Raw genomic sequence first — 17,625 nt, forward strand, 5'->3', positions numbered from 1 at the left:
AGAATGCCTAACTCCGAAGCCAAATATGCAGCGTTCACCCCCAGAAGAATTCTGCTGGTCAAACTCCGTCATCACGGAGATATGGTGCTGACGACGCCGGTGATAAACAGGCTCCACCAACATTATCCTGATGCTGAAATTGACGTGCTTTTATATAAAGAAACACGACCAATTCTGAGCGAACATCCTGCCCTCTCCGTTATCCATGTCATTGACAGGACATGGAAAAAACAAGGCCTTCGCTATCAGCTGAAGCAGGAGTTGCTGTTACTTAAAGCCGTGCGTGCGCGGCATTATGACCTGGTCATCAACCTCGCCGATCAGTGGCGCAGTTCCCTGCTTTCGATGCTCACGGGCGCGAAGGTACGGCTGGGCTTTGACTACAAAAAACGCCGATCTTTGCTCTGGCGCGCGGGTCATACTCATCTGGTGACCACTGAAAACCACAGCAAATTGCATACTGTTGAGCAGAACATGTCGATTCTGTCCGCGCTCGGTCTTTCTGTCGAAGATGCCCAAACGTCTATGCATTATTCAGAAAGCGATAAGGCATTCTGCCAGCAGTTGCTGAAGAAGAATAAGGTCGACGGCGGATATATTGTCATTCAGCCTACCTCACGCTGGATTTTTAAATGCTGGGACGACGAAAAATTTGCCAGTGTCATCGACGGTTTAGGCGATACAGGAATGACTGTCGTCATGACGGCCGGCCCCGATAAAAAAGAGCTGGAGATGGTGCGTAAGATTCAGGATCTCACACATAATCCTCAGGTAATTTCTGTCGCTGGTCAGTTATCACTGACGCAACTGGCTGCCATGATTGACGGCGCAAAACTGTTTATTGGGGTAGATTCTGCGCCAATGCACATGGCTGCGGCGTTGAATACGCCTTGCGTCGCGTTATTCGGGCCAACGAAAATGCAGCACTGGCGTCCGTGGGGCAACAATAACACCACAATTTGGGCCGGTGATTACGCGCCGCTGCCAACGCCCGATTCCATCGATACGAAAACAAAGCAACGTTATCTGCACGCCATTCCGGTCAGCGATGTGCTGGATGCTGCCAGGAGTTATTTGCATGGCTGATGCTATGAAGACTATCAGGCTGGCGATCGTCAGGCAGAAATACCGCCCGGATGGCGGAGCCGAGCGCTTCATCTCCCGCGCGCTTGAGGCTCTGGACGATCAGAATATCGAGCTCAATATCATTACCCGTCAATGGGAAGGCAAACCCAATCCAAAGTGGAAAATTCACCTGTGTAATCCTGCAAAACAGGGTCGGGTCTCACGGGAGAAAGGCTTCGCGGTAGCAGCGCAGAAATGCTGGCAAGCCGCACAGTTCGATATCGTCCAAAGCCATGAACGTATACCGGGCTGTGATATTTTCCGCGCCGGCGATGGCGCACACCGCGTCTGGCTGGAACAGCGCGCACGGGTTATCTCCCCGGCTCAGCGCTTTCTTACGCGTCTCAGCCCGTATCATCGCTACGTGTTACGTGCCGAAGAAGAGATGTTTCACTCTGCGCAATTGAAAAAAATCATCTGTAACTCGGAGATGGTAAAGCGCGACATCATGCGGTGCTATGGTGTAGATGCTTCCCGCTTCGAGGTTATCTATAACGCCATCGATGCTGAGAAATTTACACCTGCAACGCAAGAGCAACGCCGCACAGCGCGGGCAGAAATGTCTATCCCGGAACAGGCTGTCACACTGATTTATGTGGGATCAGGTTTTGAGCGTAAAGGGCTAAAACCTGCGATTCAGGCCATAGCGTCCAGTGACCGCTATCTCATCGTCGTCGGCCAGGATAAATCGCAGAAGAAATATGAAACTCTGGCACGCCAGCTTGGGTGTTTTGATCGCATCCGCTTTATGGGCGTGCAAAATAACGTGCTGCCTTATTATCACGCCGCTGACGGCATGATCCTGCCGACGCTGTATGACCCGTTCCCCAACGTGATCCTCGAAGCGATGGCCTGTGGTTTGCCGGTCATCACCAGCCAGACCTGTGGTGGTGCAGAGTTCATCACTGAAGGGCATGAGGGCTATGTTTGCGATGCCCTGGACGTAGCCAGACTCAATGAATATGTGAAGAAAATCCCTTCCCTTGTGGAAAATGCCGCAATGGGCCGCGCCGCCAGAGAACGCATATTGCCTTATTCACCTAAAAACCTTTCACAACAGCTGGTGGCGCTGTATCACTCGCTGCTTATCTGATGACGTTTACGCAGGCATGATGAGTCGATAGCACTTATCTGATACCATGTGCCTATCTAACCGCCGGGATTATGTTCACTCTATGAAATTGACTTTCCCTAACGCAATGCCTCATAAAAAATGAATATTTTTTACAATATAATCATATATTTAATTCAGCCATTAATTTGGATCCGTTTACTTTTACGCAGCCGTAAATCACCGGCCTACCGTAAACGTTGGGCTGAACGTTATGGCTTTTGCAAAGGTAAAGTCGTGCCTGGCGGCATCATGCTGCATTCTGTCTCCGTTGGCGAAACACTGGCGGCAATCCCTTTGGTGCGTGCATTGCGCCATCGCTATCCGTCGTTACCCATTACTGTCACAACGATGACACCGACAGGCTCCGAACGCGTTCAGTCTGCATTTGGCAAAGGCGTACATCACGTTTATCTACCCTATGATCTGGCAGGTTCGGTCAATCGCTTCCTTGATGAAGTGAACCCCAAACTGGTTATCATCATGGAAACCGAGCTGTGGCCAAACCTCATCAGCGCCCTGCATCGCCGTAAAATCCCTCTGGTCATTGCCAATGCACGTCTTTCCGCCCGCTCCGCCAGGGGTTACCAAAAACTCGGCAAATTCATTCGTACTATTTTGCAACGCATCACTCTTATTGCCGCGCAAAATCAGGAAGATGGCGAGCGTTTCCTGTCTTTAGGCCTGAAGCGCAATCAGCTCGCCGTTACCGGCAGCCTGAAATTTGATATTTCCGTCACCCCGGAGCTGGCGGCTAAAGCCATCGCATTGCGCAGCCAGTGGGCATCGCGCCGTCAGGTGTGGATTGCGACCAGTACGCACGAGGGTGAAGAAACCCTGCTGCTGGAAGCGCATAAAGAGTTACTGAAAAACCATCCCACGTTGCTGCTTATTCTGGTGCCGAGACATCCGGAGCGTTTCCCGGTGGCTTGTGAACTCACCCGTAAAGCCGGTCTGACGTTCACACAGCGCAGCACCGGTGAAGTTCCCTCCTCAGGGACACAGGTCGTTATCGGCGACACCATGGGTGAATTAATGTTGCTGTACGGAATCGCTGATTTGGCCTTCGTCGGCGGCAGTCTGGTAGAACGCGGTGGACATAACCCGCTGGAAGCTGCGGCGCATGCTATCCCGGTGCTGATGGGGCCGCACACCATCAACTTCAAAGATATTTGTGCCAAACTGGCTCAGGACGATGGTCTGATCACCGTCACTGATACCGCATCACTGGTGAAAGAGATTTCCACGCTGCTGACAGACGAAGACTATCGTCTGTACTACGGGCGTCACGCCGTTGAAGTGCTGCACCAGAACCAGGGTGCACTGCAACGACTATTGCATTTACTGGAGCCTTACCTGCCTGTCCGGGGTCATTGATGGCTGACAAAAAACGCTTATCGGTCGTACTGATTGCACGCAACGAAGCCGGTTTATTAGCCGAATGTCTGGAATCAGTCTCCTGGGCGGACGAAATCATCCTGCTGGATTCCGGCAGTGAAGACGGGACGCTGGACGTTGCGCGCGGGTTTGGCGCAAAAGTCTTTGCGAATACGGACTGGCCAGGCTTTGGCAAACAGCGCCAGCTGGCGCAAAGCCATGCTACTGGCGACTACATTTTGATGATCGATGCTGATGAACGGGTATCACCTGAACTTCGCCAGTCGGTTGAAAACGTCCTTCATAATCCGCCGGAAAATACCGTGTATAGCCTTGGCCGCAGTAACTTGTTTCTCGGAAAGTTTATGCGTCACAGCGGCTGGTATCCGGATCGCGTGAACCGCCTTTATCCTGCCAATTTTCGTTATAACGATGATCTCGTTCATGAATCCCTTATGACGAAAGACGCGAATGTCGTTCCATTGCAGGGTGATTTGCTGCACCTGACCTGCCGTGATTTCTTCGCTTTTCAGCGCAAACAGCTTAGCTATGCCGAAGCCTGGGCCATACAGCGTCATCAACAGGGGCGTCGTTGCAGTTTCTTCTCGGTGATTTCTCATACGCTGGGCGCGTTTGTGAAAACCTGGATCCTGCGCGCCGGTTTTCTGGACGGCAAACAGGGGCTGATTCTGGCGGGCGTCAATGCACAGTATACTTTCAATAAATATGCTGCCCTGTGGGCACTCAGCCACCAACTGCAAAAGTGAGCCAGTATGAGCACTAAAGCGATTTATCCCGGCACTTTTGATCCGATGACTAACGGGCATCTCGATATCGTCAGCCGTGCGGCATTGATGTTCGATCACGTTATTCTGGCGATTGCCGCCAGCCCGAGCAAAAAACCGATGTTTACGCTGGAAGAACGCGTTGCGCTGGCGACACAGGTCACTTCACATCTGAAGAACGTTGAAGTCATTGGTTTCAGCGACTTAATGGCGAACTTCGCCAAAGCACAAGGGGCGAATGTGCTGGTGCGGGGCTTACGTGCAGTGTCTGATTTTGAATATGAGATGCAGCTGGCGAACATGAACCGGCACTTGCTACCTACGCTGGAAAGCGTGTTTATGATGCCGTCAAAGGAATGGTCATTTATTTCTTCTTCGCTGGTGAAAGAGGTCGCCCGTCACGGCGGTGACATCACCCCGTTCCTGCCCCAGGTAGTCACGCAGGCACTGATGGAAAAAATCAGCGCCTGAGTTCATGCCTAACGCTGGCAGCGAGGGCAGAAAAAGGTGGTGCGCTGGGCATGTTTTTTGCTCTCGATCAGCGTGCCACAGACCCGGCAGGGTTCTCCTGCGCGGCCATACACCTGCAATTCCTGCGCAAAATATCCCGGTTTTCCATCCGACTGTAAAAAGTCTTTCAGCGTGGTTCCACCCTGCTCAATCGAGCGTAACAACACAGCTTTGATGGTGCTGACCAGCAACGCGGTTTCATCACGTTTTAGTGAATGCGCGGGCCTGTCAGGGGAAATTCCGGCGACAAACAGGGATTCGCTGGCGTAGATATTCCCGACGCCGACCACCAGTTTGTTATCCATCAGCCATGGCTTAATCGGTGATTTCTTGGTGCGTGATTTTTGAAACAGATAATCCGCCGTGAAATCCTCACTTAACGGCTCAGGGCCCAGGTGGGACAGAACGTTGCTGCCTGCCAGATCGGTAGACCAAAGCCATGCGCCGAAACGACGCGGGTCGGTATAGCGCAGCACATGGCCGGTATCCATCACCAAATCGACGTGATCGTGTTTGCCCGGCTCGGTCTCTTCCGGCAATACTCGCAGACTGCCCGACATTCCCAGATGAATGATGATCCAGCCCGTGTTGAGCTCTACCAGCAGGTATTTTGCACGGCGCTGAACGCTGAGAACGGGCTGATCGCTTAACGCCAAAATTTCCGCAGAGACCGGCCAGCGCAAACGCGAATTACGCACGACGGCGTGCATAATCGTGTGGCCTTTAAGATAGGGCTCAATCCCTCTGCGGCTGGTTTCAACTTCAGGTAATTCAGGCATATCCTCTCCCGTAACAGAATCGTAATCAGAGTGTGTCGCAGACGTCGGTCTCAGGCAAACAAAAGTCATTCCGGGCCGGTATCCCGGATTTCAGGCAATAAAAAACCCGGCCGGAGCCGGGTTTTATTAATCCGCTAAAATTACTTAATTTTAGCTTCTTTGTAGATCACGTGTTGACGGACAACTGGATCGAATTTCTTCAGTTCCAATTTTTCCGGCTTCGTACGCTTGTTCTTCGTAGTGGTATAGAAGTGACCAGTACCAGCAGAAGAAACCAGCTTGATCTTCTCGCGAACACCTTTAGCCATGATTCAGTTCCTTAATACTTCTCACCGCGGGTACGCAGATCGGCCAAGACCGTCTCAATACCCTTCTTATCAATAACACGCATACCTTTAGCAGATACGCGCAGAGTTACAAAGCGCTTCTCAGCCTCAACCCAAAAACGGTGTGAGTGCAGGTTTGGCAGAAAACGGCGTTTGGTCGCGTTCATTGCGTGGGAACGGTTGTTACCGCTCACCGGGCGCTTGCCAGTAACTTGGCAGACTCGGGACATGTCTATATCTCCAAAAATCAAATCAGCTCGAGCTTCGTATAGGGTATGGCCGCCTCGTCAGGCTTTTAGAGCCCATCTCAGCAAACTCCACTGAGAACCGACTCACTGTCGTCGGGTAAAAACCATTTCATCAGGTATGAAACCTGCTGAGATAGGCTCTTAACGCCAAACCCAAGATTCTCAAAGGTGGCGTAGTATACGCTCTGTAGCGTAAGTGCTCAAGTCCCGAACAGCTAAAGATCCCAAAGGATCTTCAAAAAACGACGCTAAATCCAACCGCGTTCGGCAAAAGACACCGTTTCTCCGTGACCTACAACCAAATGGTCGAGAACACGAATTTCCAGCAGTTGGCACGCTCGAATAATTTGTTCAGTCACTTTTCTGTCCATCAGGCTGGGTTCAGCCCGACCGGACGGATGATTATGCGCCAGAATTAACGCTGCCGCATTAACCTTCATCGCTCCACGAACAATTTCGCGAGGATACACTTCTACGTGCCCAATAGTACCAGCAAACATCTCCTCATGGCGAATAACCCGATGCTGGTTGTCGAGAAAAAGTACCAGAAAAACCTCCCTTTCACGAAAAACCAGCAAATTCTGCAGATATTCCCTGATAACCTCCGGGCTGAGCATGGCATTTTCAGCGCTAAGGTGTCGCAGATAGGCACGACGGGATAACTCAGAGACCGCAACAAGTTGGGCAAATTTCGCTACCCCCATGCCTTTAATACGCGACATGGCGTCAAAATCGGCCATAAGCAATTTATGTAGCGAACCGAACTCGTCGAGCAGATTCTTTGCCAGCTCCATCACATGCTGTCCTCGCGAACCAATGCGTAAATAAATCGCCAGCAGTTCCTGATCGGTCAATCCCTTCGCCCCCTGCTCTAATAATTTTTCGCGGGGTTTCAACGAATCTTGCCAGCCGCTTTGTGATTTCGTCATCTTGACTCCTTTTCGCGGCGATTGTGCCACAGCGCCAGACCTCCTGCTTTTTGGCACCATCAGCCTGCGAGACATCACGCAGAAATTTTATTCCTCCTGTTCCGCCGCATCGCCAATAGCTGTCATCATTGCGCGTTATGCTAAAATGTCGCTTCTTCAGGCTTTCAATTAATCGGACAATGATGATGACGGGACTTTCCGGCAAACATATTGTGCTCGGTATCAGCGGTGGTATCGCTGCCTATAAAGCACCAGAACTGGTACGTCGCTTACGTGAGCGGGGCGCAGAAGTGCGCGTGGTCATGACGGATGCGGCGAAATCTTTTGTGACGCCGCTGAGCCTGCAGGCCGTTTCCGGCTATCCGGTGTCTGATGACCTGCTTGATCCCGCGGCTGAAGCGGCGATGGGGCATATTGAGTTAGGCAAATGGGCGGACTTAGTGCTGATCGCTCCCGCCACGGCGGATTTACTCGCCCGCATGGCTGCCGGCATGGCCAATGACCTGCTGTCCACGGTGTGTCTGGCCACCGCAGCGCCTATTGCGGTGCTACCGGCAATGAACCAGCAAATGTATCGCGCGGCCGTCACACAGGAAAATCTGCAAAGACTTGCCGCCAGAGGCACCTTATTATGGGGCCCGGACAGTGGCAGTCAGGCCTGCGGCGATATCGGCCCGGGACGGATGCTTGATCCACTGGTGATTGTTGATATGGCGAACAGCCATTTCTCCTCGCGTAAAGATTTAGCGCATCTGAACATCATGGTGACCGCCGGCCCGACGCGCGAAGCGCTGGATCCGGTACGCTTCATCAGTAATCACAGTTCAGGCAAGATGGGTTTTGCCATTGCCAAAGCCGCTGCCGACCGCGGTGCGCATGTCACGCTTATCGCCGGGCCAGTAACGCAACTTACGCCTGCCAATGTTCGCCGTATTGATGTGGAAAGCGCGCTGGAAATGCAAAAGGCCGTCCATGATTCTGTGGGCTCGCAGCATATTTTCATCTCCTGCGCCGCGGTTGCGGACTACCGTGCAGAGCTCATTGCCGATGAGAAGATCAAAAAGCAAGGTGATGAAATCACTGTGAAAATGATCAAGAACCCGGACATTGTAGCTGGCGTTGCCGCACTGAAAGAGCAGCGCCCCTACGTCGTTGGGTTTGCCGCCGAAACCCAGAATGTGGAAGAATACGCGCGGCAAAAAAGGATCCGCAAGAATCTGGATCTGATCTGCGCCAACGACGTTTCACTTGCCGGGCAAGGTTTCAATACCGATACCAATGCTCTGCATCTTTTTTGGCAGGACGGGGATAAAATCTTACCGCTCAGCGATAAGTCCCTGCTTGGTCAACGTTTATTAGAAGAGATTGTCAGCCGTTATGATGAAAAAAATCGACATTAAAATTCTCGACCCGCGCATCGGTTCGACTTTCCCTTTACCTGCCTACGCCACGCCTGGGTCCGCAGGTCTGGATTTACGCGCCTGTCTGGATGCTTCTGTTGAACTCAAACCCGGCGAAACCACACTTTTGCCAACCGGTCTGGCTATCCACATCGGTGATGCGAATCTGGCGGCGGTGATCCTGCCACGTTCCGGTCTGGGTCATAAACACGGCGTAGTTCTTGGCAATCTGGTGGGGCTTATCGACTCCGATTATCAGGGTCAGCTGATGGTTTCCGTTTGGAACCGCGGGCAGATAACGTTTGTAATCGAGCCAGGCGAGCGTATTGCTCAAATGGTCTTTGTGCCTGTCGTTCAGGCTGAATTCAATCTGGTGGAAGATTTTGACGCCAGTGAACGCGGTGAAGGTGGTTTTGGCCACTCAGGCCGTCAATAAGAACCTGTTCAGCACCGCAGATTTTGATGCGATATTAAACAGATCCTTATCACTATCAGACCGTAACAACCCAAGGGAACGAAATAAGCCGCAGGATCACAGCGATTCATGCGGCAGTTGTGCGGTTTCTCCATGATTTTAGCCGTTTTTTAGCAAGGGTCTATTCAGACATGGCAGAGAAAGAAACGACAAAAAGGAACCGGCGCGAAGAGATTTTGCAGGCGTTAGCGCAAATGCTTCAGTCCAGCGATGGCAGCCAGCGGATCACTACCGCGAAACTTGCCGCCAGCGTAGGTGTTTCGGAAGCAGCTCTTTATCGTCATTTTCCCAGTAAAACGCGGATGTTCGACAGCTTAATCGAGTTTATCGAAGACAGTCTGATCAGCCGTATCAATCTCATCCTGCAAGATGAAAAAGATACGTTAAACCGGATCCGTCTGATTTTGCTGTTGGTATTGGGGTTTGCAGAACGCAATCCTGGCCTGACACGCATTATGACCGGTCACGCATTGATGTTCGAACAAGACCGCCTGCAGGGTCGTATTAATCAGCTTTTCGAGCGGATTGAAGCGCAACTGCGTCAGGTTTTACGGGAGAAGAAAATGCGCGAAGGCAGCGGATTTACGTACGATGAAACTCTTCTTGCCAGCCAGTTACTGGCTTACTGCGAAGGTATGTTGTCACGGTTTGTGCGTTCAGAGTTCAAGTATCGTCCCACGCAGGACTTTGATACCCGCTGGCCGCTTATCTCAGCGCAGCTGCAATAGCGTTAAGCATCAGATGTTAAAAAAGGGCCGGAAGGCCCTTTTTCATTTCTGCAAAATCTTATATGCCATAGGTTTGCTGATACGCCCGCACAGCGGCCAGATGATCAGCCATTTCCGTTTTCTCTTCCAGATAGTCGATCAGATCTGCCAGCGTGATAATTGAAATCACTTTGCAGTGATAATCACGTTCTACTTCCTGAATAGCAGAGATATCCGCACGTCCGCGCTCCTGGCGATCGAGAGAAATCAATACGCCAGCCAGCGTGGCTTTATTCGCATTGATGATTTCCATAGACTCGCGGATGGCCGTCCCGGCGGTGATGACATCGTCGACCAGCATGACACGCCCCTGTAACGGACTGCCGACCAGCAAGCCACCTTCGCCGTGATCCTTGGCTTCTTTACGGTTAAAGCAATACGGCACATCGCGTTCGTGATGCTCAGCGAGCGCAACCACCGTGGTCGTCGCGATCGGGATACCTTTGTAGGCCGGGCCAAACACTAAATCGAAATCTATTTTTGAATCCATCAATGCTTCAGCATAAAAACGGCCCAGTAACGCCAGATCGCGGCCGGTATTAAACAGACCGGCATTGAAGAAGTAAGGACTGATGCGCCCGGACTTCAGGGTGAACTCGCCGAATTTTAAAACCTGCTTGTTCAGTGCGAACTCAATAAATTGGCGCTGATAGGCTTTCATTGATGGTCTCCTTGATAAGATCGTGTTTCTGACATTGTCAGCCCGCAGGCCATAAAAAAGGCGACTTCTCAGTGACATTCACAACCCCGCCCAGACGGGGTTAATTCTTACAAAACAGTCACTTAATAAATCGCATTCGGTTTAATTAGTGCTAAATAATGCTATTCGGTGGACACTATATGGACACTCTGGCAACAGGATTTAACGCAACTGCATCCTGTAAAAAGTCAGGAGCGAAGTGCGCATATGTCATAGTTTGCTGAATGGTCGCGTGTCCTAGAATCCGCTGGAGCGTGATGATATTACCTCCGTTCATCATGAAATGCGTGGCGAACGTATGGCGCAAGACATGGACAGCCTGCCCCATCGGCAAATCGGGCTTCATGGCTTTCAGCGTGGTACGCACCCTAACATAATCTGGGCGAAGCAATATTCCTGTTTTGTCCCCTTTAACAAGAGCTTCTAGGTCAGAAGAAATCGGAACAGTTCGACGTTTGCCGTTCTTCGTCTTCATGAACATCACTTTCCCCTGAATGATATGTATGCCCTTAAGGTTGGCAACCTCTCCCCAGCGGCCGCCCGTCGCCAAACATAACAGCGCGGCTTTGCGATCATCTCCATCGAGCAGGTCAAGTAAGGTATCTATTTCGCTGGCGGTCAAAAATGACATCTCTGATTCGCCCTCTTTGAATGCCTTAATGCCGCGAATAGGATGTTCGCTGTGATACTCGCCTGCATCAATGAGCTTGGTGAACATACCGCTCATAATCGCCAGGTGACGATTAACACTTGAGGCCTTCAAACCTTGGTTAAGCATGTGCACCCGATAGTCTTTAACCGCTTTTACAGTTAACTGGTCAGCGCGCTGCAAACCTAGTTCCTTCATCGTCTTGATGATGGCCGTTAATCGCTCCCTCTCTTTCTCACCGCGAACATGATGCTTACCATGATGTATCCACCAAACATCCAACAGGTCAGTCAGCTTGCGCCGGTCTGCCGGTTTTTCTAGCCATTCTTTATTGTGATAGTTAACCAGGATGTGACGTTCGTAAATTTGCGCCTCGCCCTTAGTATTAAATTTCCGCCTGATCCGTTTTCCCTCGGAACCCTGCGGCCTAACGTCCACTTCATAACGACCATCGTCGAGCTTCTTAATAGACATAAGAACACCCTCCGACAAAATCATCGTCTTGGTAACAAATAGTGAAAATGTATATTTTATATACGCTTAGCCAGTTTTCTTTTCTGATTGGGACGATGTTTTTTGATCTGGCCCACTAAGAGAGAGAACCGGCGCGATCTGCCCGGCCTCAGGATTAGTTTCATCGAACATAAACCAGTCACGGTATTTTCTAAAACGAGGATGCTTGAACAACTTCATACCAGCTTCCATTGGCATCTTAGACTTACCGGATTCATAGCCGTGATAGCTTGGATAATTAATCCCTACCAAATCAGCAATTTCCTTAGTTTTCATCCGCTCGGAATCCCTAATGAGCTTCAGCTTCTCTGATTGAACATTTGACATGTGATTTAATATCTCATATTTTATCAACTATATTGAATGTGCGGTTGTATTCAACTAGGGCTAGGTGGTGCTAGTTGGAGATACTGAACCAAATTGGAGAATATCAAATGAAAAGCGATAGCCATAACTTTGTGCCAGATTCCGAATTGGAAGGTGTAACAAAACCGTCGAAACGCGACGCTATCAAACTGGCGGCAAGCCCTTCTGACCTCCTCTCGAAAGAGGGTTTTGCGCAGTATGTCGGCAAGACTCCGAACGCTGTGGTTTGCATGGCGAAGGCCGGAAAGCTGCCGGCGTTCTATATGGTTGACCCTTTAAAGCCAGGCGGAAATGCTGAACTTTGGGTTAACCGTAAAGAGTGGGACAAATATGCAGCTCAGCTAGTCGAAAGTGCACCGGCTGAATGGCATGGCTGGAAAGACCGCCTATCAGCCGGTAAGCCTAACAAGCATCGCAGCGCGAAAGGTCAAGGGGTGGCGGCATGAACAATCCAACGTGTCGCTTGCGGTTAATTAATTTTGTCTTATTAGGGTGGGTTGAACATGTTTGATTTTCAGGTTTCCAACCAGCCCCATTTTAATAACGCATGCCGTGCTTTTTCAGTGCGTCACAATCTGTCAAAACTTGCTCGCAGTATTGGAATGAAAGAACAGACCCTGCGTAATAAGCTGAATCCTGATCAGGTGCATCAGCTCACGGCCATTGAAATCGCAGTGATCACTGATGTCACAGAGGATGCCACGCTGATCGATGGCTTGCTGGCACAAATGAAATGTATGCCTGCTGTTCCTGTTAATGAACTGGCAGAGGACAACATTGCGGCCTATACGCTTCATGCAACTGCGGCTCTTGGTTCAGTGGCTGCGGGGGCTGTATCTAAGGAACGCCACACACGCCAGGCTAAAAACGCAATTATGGAAAGCGTGAATGCTGGGATCCGCCACCTTTCGCTGATCGGTTTGGCTATCCAGGGACGCATAGATGGTTCGCCTGTGCTGGCCTCTGCCGTGGGTGCTGTCGCAAGCGTAGCCACAAACGGGATAATGTGATTATGCCGATCTCAATAGCACCCTTTTTGAAACAGCAAAGTCCTTTACGTCATTACGGCCACGGTTGCATTGAACTGCCAGGCGGAAAACGCTGGAATCCTTCATTGTCAAAAGCCACTGCCCCGCAGGCTGTTAGAAATTCTAAGCCGCTTTTAAAGCGTCTGTTTAGTTGAGGTGATTATGTTTTTAGGAAGTGAGGAACATATTCAAATAGGTAAAAAGCATCTCTCTAAAATTAAAGAGATGTTAGAACACAAAAAGAATGTAGCGCAGGAAACATTTGATACTCAGCCGCTGCATATGCGTAAGACAATTTGTTTCCATGCAGGCCTGAATCGCCGCCATGTTGAAATGAAGTTTGCAGAGTTAACCCCCACGGAAAGGCATCAAGTAGTTGCGGCGCTAAATTCTTTACTTGGTCTAACTGAGTCACTGCCAAAATTTATCAGTGAAGACGATTGCAAAATAAATATTAATCACTAACCCGAATTCAAATTAAGAGGCGTAAACCCGCCGGGCATTCTTTTGCCTAAAAACAGGAGTTTCATATATGAAAGAAATGATTAATAAATCCCCACTCGGCTTTGCTGGTCTGCCTGTTGTCGGTTTTGACATGGCCTCAGCTGAGGGTGATTACACCGGTGAACTGACCTTAATGCTCAATGCCGCCCGTAATGACGAGCGCGGCAACCGTGCCAAAGTATTCGCCTCCCGCCTGGAAGCTATCGCCTGTTTCATCATTCAGCAGGAAATGACAGGAACCGAAGCTGCCGAAGCTTTACGCCAGGAAGCAACCCGCATTCAAAATGAATCGGGAGACCTGCACTAATGATGAAACACGAAGAAGCTACGCCTGAGATGGCGGAAGCAATAGCAAAGCGCGTCGATATTGATCTGGCATTCACCATTATCCCTAAAAAGAACGGTGATTTGATTCTGGCCGAGATTAAGACGGATAAGAAAACCAATACACAGTATTGCTCCACGCTCGCCGCTTTTCAGACAAAATTCGGCCTTGCGTCTGAGTTTATTCATCGTTTTGTTGATCGAGCCATTTGGGCAAAGCGCGTTACCAGCGCCGCAGCGATGCGAAATGAATATAACCGCGCGACCGATCTCGTATTCGCAGCCATTGTAAAAATCACTCAGCAGGGGGTGATTAATGGCTGATGTAATCGACACCGCCCAGGAGCGCGCAGACCTGATCCTGGCATCTCAAATTCAAGCCGCCCGCACAAACGTAACGGGCACATCTGCAATGTTTTGCATCTCCTGCGATCAGGCTATCCCAGAAGAGCGCCGCGTAGCTCTGCCAGGTGTGGAGCTTTGCGTGTACTGCAAGGCAGCAGCAGAAATCAGCGCAAAACATTATCGGGGCAATCAATGATGATTTTTACGGTGGCTTTGTTTGCGCTCGCTGTTGTGAACGCTGGCTTTTTGGTTTCCGATATCAAAGATGGTATGTGATGCGGTTTATACCTATCCCTCCGCAAATTGAAACGCCCAAAGCCTGGGCGTTTCCCTGGAACAAACCACGCCAGGCCGTTTCTGGCCTGGAAAGACCGCTTACCCGTGACGAGTACGATCAGGGGCAAGCTGTTTTAATCAAACTAAAAACCCTTTCAACCGATCTGCAGGAAATCTTCACAGGCCGCCATAAGCACCTGCTGAAAACTCAGGGCATCCACGCCGCGAATAAATACCTGGTTTATACCCTTGGCCGCAGCATTCTGCCGCGCGTTGAAGCCGTGAATGCGGCTCACGCGATGAATGTTAATGCCTCTATGAAATTCCTGTCTGAAGCTGATACTTATCACCGCCTGCCGAGCATGAGCGATAAGCCGCTGCGCCGGTTCGCTCAGGACATCGCCGGTCAGCTCAAGGAAATCTATGAGGAACGGTGCGATCAGTTGCTTGCTGAAAATGACGGTGACAACGCCATTCTTTTTGAGCTTAAAACTCAGCTCGGGTTGTACTGTGATATTGCTGGCATGTCCCGCGCTTTCAACGTCACGCCGATGTACTGGAAGAAATACTGCAAAGGTAAATTAGATACAGTTTCAGCCATCGCCGGTATGTCCCGCCTGGTTAATCCTGACTGGTGGTTAGGCCAGTTAAAAGGCCAGCGCACCCGCTGGCGTGAGTCTTTGCTTATTGCTATCGGCAAGGTAAACCGCGACGCATCTCCGTATGCCAGCAAGCAAGCGATCCGCGAAGTACGCGCGCGCCGTTTGTCGAATCTCGACTACCTCAAAAACTGCGACCTTGAAAACATTGAGACTGGCGAGCGCATCAGCCTGATCGACAAGGTGATGGCGAGTATTTCAAACCCTGAAATTCGCCGCATGGAGTTGATGAGTACGATCGCCGGCACCGAGAAGTACGCCGCTGCAAATGGTGACGTCGGGATGTTCCTGACTATCACCACACCATCCAAATATCACCCGACGCGCATCGTAGGCAAAGGCGATAAAAAGCGCGTTCTGCGTAATCACGCATGGGACAAAGAAGCCTATACGCCGAAAGATGCACAGCGTTACTTGTGCGGGATCTGGAGCAAAATGCGCACCGCGTTCAAGGATAACGATTTGTCTGTTTACGGGATGCGGGTGGTGGAACCACACCACGACGCGACCCCGCACTGGCACATGATGTTATTCACTAAGCCCGCTATGCGTCAGCCGGTGATCGATATCATGCGTAAATACGCCATGAGAGAAGACGGCGACGAACGCGGGGCGGCTAAGAATCGCTTTGACTGCAAACATCTAAACCGTGGCGGTGCTGCGGGATACATTGCCAAATACATCGCAAAGAACATTGACGGTTACGCGCTAGAAGGCGAGCGCGACCATGAAACCGGCGAGCTGCTAACAGACGCCGCGGCTGCTGTTACTGCCTGGGCTGCTACCTGGCGGATCCCTCAATTTCGCCCTATTGGCCTGCCTACCATGGGATCATACCGTGAGTGCCGCCGCATCCGCTCAATCAGTCTTACTGAAACCTTTGATGAAGAAGTTGAGGCCGTTCGCGCTGCTGCTGATGTCGGTGACTTTATGGCGTACATGGCAGCCCAGGGCGGCGCAAATATTCCCCGCGACGAACAGACCGTGCGTGTAGCTCGCCGCGTAGCTGCTGAGCTGAACGCCTACGATGAAGAAGTGAAAAAGGTTGTTGGCATTTTCGCGCCTCACCTTGGCGATTCTCATGTTTACGAAACCCGGACAACACAATGGCGCATCGTTTCCTCTGCCGTTGACGTTGAGGTTTTGACTTTAAAAAGCGCCTCCGGCGCGCCTCGGAGTCCTGTCAATAACTGTGGGTTAGGTGGAAATAAACCGACTGCAAATAGTCGTGATAGCCAGGCTGGGAGCGCCGCTACAACGTTCATTTCTGCAAACCAACCGGTAATTGACTGGACAGACACAGCCGCCGTGAGGGCGATTGTGGCACGCATACGCGAGGAAACGCCGAGAGTCAGCAAGGCGCAGCGTAGTTTCAACCCGTCAAAAGGCCGCGATGTTGCCCCGTCGGCAAGATTGACGGCAGAAGAACGGGCGCGTTTGCCTGAAATCGAACGCGAATTGATGAAACACAACATCACGGCGGAACGCTGGGAGCTGGAAGCGTTAAGCCGTGGGGCAGAAATCAGCTTTGGTGATGTGGTTATGAGTTTTGCACCGCTTCCGGATTGGGCTGAATTTGAATGATGTGCATTTGCTCAGATCAACCTCAGCAGGAAATTATATTTAAAATTAATGTGCGTAGAGACTTTTCTGCGTAACAAGAACAGTACGTAAACACATAGTAATAATAGTTACCATTACCATTTCTCGAGTGGCAATATCATGAGGTGAACTAATGTCTGCTGCAATTTTAGGAATTAAGGTTATCCTAATAATTCTTTTGTATGATTAATGTCATCGATGATTTTACTAAGGGCTCATAAATGAAATTGCGACTCTGGAATCTATTACCGCATGATTACGCTCCTTTTTTTCGTATTCTTCACATCATTGTGGCATTTCTAATATTGTCACAAATTATTAACTCTAATCTGACAGAGACCGAAGCAATTGGTGAGCATAGTCTTGAAGGAGTTATAACCTGGATGCACATTATTTCAGGATTAGGACTGATTATTTGTGGTTTTATAATGTTAAGCTGGATGCTTACTCAAAGAGGTTTTACTTATTACTTTTCATGGGTAGGGCTTGACTTTAGTGGCATTAAACAAGATATAAAAACGTTGACTAGTTTCCGCCTGCCCGATGCCCATTCTGGAGGTATTGCCAGTACAATACAAGGATTTGGAGTTCTAGCATTGCTAATTGTAGCACTTTCAGGTGGCCTATGGTTCTTGTTGAATACCATACAGTCAAATCTGGCTGAAACAGTAATACACTGGCATAAGTTCTTCACTACTTTCATTGAGGTCTATTTTTATGCACATGGTGCAATGGGAGTTTTGCATATTTTAATTGAAAAATATAAAAGTCGCCCAGTTAACCTAAGTGACTAATCTGTTGTGCGATAATATTATTTCAAGTTGTAG

Annotated in this window: 24 protein-coding genes; 17 read left to right on the top strand and 7 right to left on the bottom strand. The window is 50.2% G+C overall.

Annotated features, from left to right (window positions below):
* The first annotated feature begins 3 nt into the window (after positions 1–3).
* The 5 genes from rfaQ to coaD all read left to right on the top strand — a co-directional run bounded on the left by rfaQ (position 4) and on the right by coaD (position 4,869).
* Positions 4–1,086, top strand: a complete 1,083-nt coding sequence (gene rfaQ, locus I2123_RS01360; protein WP_213051626.1) for a putative lipopolysaccharide heptosyltransferase III — start codon at positions 4–6, stop codon at positions 1,084–1,086.
* 4 nt (positions 1,087–1,090) lie between these two features.
* Entirely contained in the window at positions 1,091–2,218 is a 1,128-nt protein-coding gene (locus I2123_RS01365; protein ID WP_112165236.1) for a glycosyltransferase family 4 protein, read from the top strand.
* A gap of 120 nt (positions 2,219–2,338) precedes the next feature.
* Entirely contained in the window at positions 2,339–3,613 is a 1,275-nt protein-coding gene (gene waaA / locus I2123_RS01370; RefSeq protein WP_112165157.1) for a lipid IV(A) 3-deoxy-D-manno-octulosonic acid transferase, read from the top strand.
* A complete protein-coding gene (locus tag I2123_RS01375) occupies positions 3,613–4,380 on the top strand; it encodes a glycosyltransferase family 2 protein (RefSeq protein WP_112165159.1) in 768 nt (255 codons plus the stop codon). The genes waaA and I2123_RS01375 overlap by 1 nt, the downstream gene beginning before the upstream one ends.
* Before the next feature lie 6 nt (positions 4,381–4,386).
* A complete protein-coding gene (gene coaD / locus I2123_RS01380; protein ID WP_112165161.1) occupies positions 4,387–4,869 on the top strand; it encodes a pantetheine-phosphate adenylyltransferase in 483 nt (160 codons plus the stop codon).
* An 8-nt stretch (positions 4,870–4,877) separates the two neighbouring features.
* On the opposite strand, the gene mutM is transcribed toward coaD, so the two are convergent.
* The 4 genes from mutM to radC form a co-directional block, all read right to left on the bottom strand.
* Positions 4,878–5,687, bottom strand: a complete 810-nt coding sequence (gene mutM, locus I2123_RS01385; RefSeq protein WP_213051627.1) for a bifunctional DNA-formamidopyrimidine glycosylase/DNA-(apurinic or apyrimidinic site) lyase — start codon at positions 5,685–5,687, stop codon at positions 4,878–4,880.
* A 140-nt stretch (positions 5,688–5,827) separates the two neighbouring features.
* On the bottom strand, positions 5,828–5,995 hold the full coding sequence (gene rpmG, locus I2123_RS01390; RefSeq protein ID WP_004392084.1) for a 50S ribosomal protein L33: 168 nt from the start codon (positions 5,993–5,995) through the stop codon (positions 5,828–5,830).
* 11 nt (positions 5,996–6,006) lie between these two features.
* Positions 6,007–6,243: a 50S ribosomal protein L28 gene (gene rpmB / locus I2123_RS01395; RefSeq protein WP_004953342.1), complete on the bottom strand. Its 237-nt coding sequence runs from the start codon at positions 6,241–6,243 to the stop codon at positions 6,007–6,009.
* Between the two features lie 266 nt (positions 6,244–6,509).
* The gene (gene radC, locus I2123_RS01400) at positions 6,510–7,190 is read right to left on the bottom strand and encodes a RadC family protein (protein ID WP_112165165.1); all 681 of its coding nucleotides are present in this window, start codon (positions 7,188–7,190) and stop codon (positions 6,510–6,512) included.
* Positions 7,191–7,372: 182 nt separating this feature from the next.
* Between radC and coaBC the strand changes: the two genes are divergently transcribed.
* From coaBC to slmA, 3 genes are all read left to right on the top strand, one after another.
* Positions 7,373–8,590, top strand: coding sequence for a bifunctional phosphopantothenoylcysteine decarboxylase/phosphopantothenate--cysteine ligase CoaBC (gene coaBC / locus I2123_RS01405; protein WP_213052451.1), 1,218 nt, complete (start codon positions 7,373–7,375; stop codon positions 8,588–8,590).
* Entirely contained in the window at positions 8,568–9,026 is a 459-nt protein-coding gene (gene dut / locus I2123_RS01410) for a dUTP diphosphatase (protein WP_213051628.1), read from the top strand. Before coaBC ends, dut begins: the two co-directional genes overlap by 23 nt.
* Positions 9,027–9,196: 170 nt before the next feature.
* A complete protein-coding gene (gene slmA / locus I2123_RS01415; RefSeq protein ID WP_056774442.1) occupies positions 9,197–9,793 on the top strand; it encodes a nucleoid occlusion factor SlmA in 597 nt (198 codons plus the stop codon).
* Positions 9,794–9,851: 58 nt separating this feature from the next.
* Here the strand turns inward: slmA and pyrE are convergent, their stop codons facing one another.
* The 3 genes from pyrE to I2123_RS01430 form a co-directional block, all read right to left on the bottom strand.
* Positions 9,852–10,493 carry an orotate phosphoribosyltransferase gene (pyrE, locus tag I2123_RS01420; protein WP_112165167.1) on the bottom strand — a complete coding sequence of 214 codons (642 nt, stop codon included), beginning with the start codon at positions 10,491–10,493 and terminating at the stop codon, positions 9,852–9,854.
* Between the two features lie 175 nt (positions 10,494–10,668).
* Complete coding sequence (locus I2123_RS01425) at positions 10,669–11,655, bottom strand: phage integrase (RefSeq protein WP_213051629.1); 987 nt, start codon at positions 11,653–11,655, stop codon at positions 10,669–10,671.
* 66 nt (positions 11,656–11,721) lie between these two features.
* The gene (locus I2123_RS01430; RefSeq protein ID WP_213051630.1) at positions 11,722–12,021 is read right to left on the bottom strand and encodes a helix-turn-helix domain-containing protein; all 300 of its coding nucleotides are present in this window, start codon (positions 12,019–12,021) and stop codon (positions 11,722–11,724) included.
* Between the two features lie 107 nt (positions 12,022–12,128).
* On the opposite strand from I2123_RS01430, the gene I2123_RS01435 reads away from it, so the two are divergent.
* The 9 genes from I2123_RS01435 to I2123_RS01475 all read left to right on the top strand — a co-directional run bounded on the left by I2123_RS01435 (position 12,129) and on the right by I2123_RS01475 (position 17,592).
* Entirely contained in the window at positions 12,129–12,506 is a 378-nt protein-coding gene (locus tag I2123_RS01435) for a Cox family DNA-binding protein (protein ID WP_213051631.1), read from the top strand.
* A 57-nt stretch (positions 12,507–12,563) separates the two neighbouring features.
* Positions 12,564–13,070: a phage regulatory CII family protein gene (locus I2123_RS01440; RefSeq protein ID WP_213051632.1), complete on the top strand. Its 507-nt coding sequence runs from the start codon at positions 12,564–12,566 to the stop codon at positions 13,068–13,070.
* Between the two features lie 2 nt (positions 13,071–13,072).
* Positions 13,073–13,243 (top strand): phage filamentation protein Fil family protein, encoded by a 171-nt coding sequence (locus I2123_RS01445; RefSeq protein WP_072158083.1) that lies wholly within the window; start codon positions 13,073–13,075, stop codon positions 13,241–13,243.
* Positions 13,244–13,250: 7 nt separating this feature from the next.
* Positions 13,251–13,553 (top strand): hypothetical protein, encoded by a 303-nt coding sequence (locus I2123_RS01450; RefSeq protein ID WP_056774423.1) that lies wholly within the window; start codon positions 13,251–13,253, stop codon positions 13,551–13,553.
* Positions 13,554–13,620: 67 nt separating this feature from the next.
* Complete coding sequence (locus tag I2123_RS01455; RefSeq protein WP_420834342.1) at positions 13,621–13,899, top strand: DUF2732 family protein; 279 nt, start codon at positions 13,621–13,623, stop codon at positions 13,897–13,899.
* Positions 13,899–14,240, top strand: a complete 342-nt coding sequence (locus tag I2123_RS01460) for a DUF5405 family protein (protein WP_213051633.1) — start codon at positions 13,899–13,901, stop codon at positions 14,238–14,240. Before I2123_RS01455 ends, I2123_RS01460 begins: the two co-directional genes overlap by 1 nt.
* Positions 14,233–14,457, top strand: a complete 225-nt coding sequence (locus tag I2123_RS01465; RefSeq protein ID WP_213051634.1) for a TraR/DksA C4-type zinc finger protein — start codon at positions 14,233–14,235, stop codon at positions 14,455–14,457. Before I2123_RS01460 ends, I2123_RS01465 begins: the two co-directional genes overlap by 8 nt.
* Before the next feature lie 79 nt (positions 14,458–14,536).
* A complete protein-coding gene (locus I2123_RS01470; protein WP_213051635.1) occupies positions 14,537–16,780 on the top strand; it encodes a replication endonuclease in 2,244 nt (747 codons plus the stop codon).
* A 239-nt stretch (positions 16,781–17,019) separates the two neighbouring features.
* Complete coding sequence (locus I2123_RS01475; protein WP_213051636.1) at positions 17,020–17,592, top strand: cytochrome b/b6 domain-containing protein; 573 nt, start codon at positions 17,020–17,022, stop codon at positions 17,590–17,592.
* Positions 17,593–17,625 lie beyond the last annotated feature (33 nt).

Origin of the sequence: Rahnella inusitata (genome assembly GCF_018288855.1) — a bacterium.
GTDB lineage: Bacteria > Pseudomonadota > Gammaproteobacteria > Enterobacterales > Enterobacteriaceae > Rahnella > Rahnella inusitata.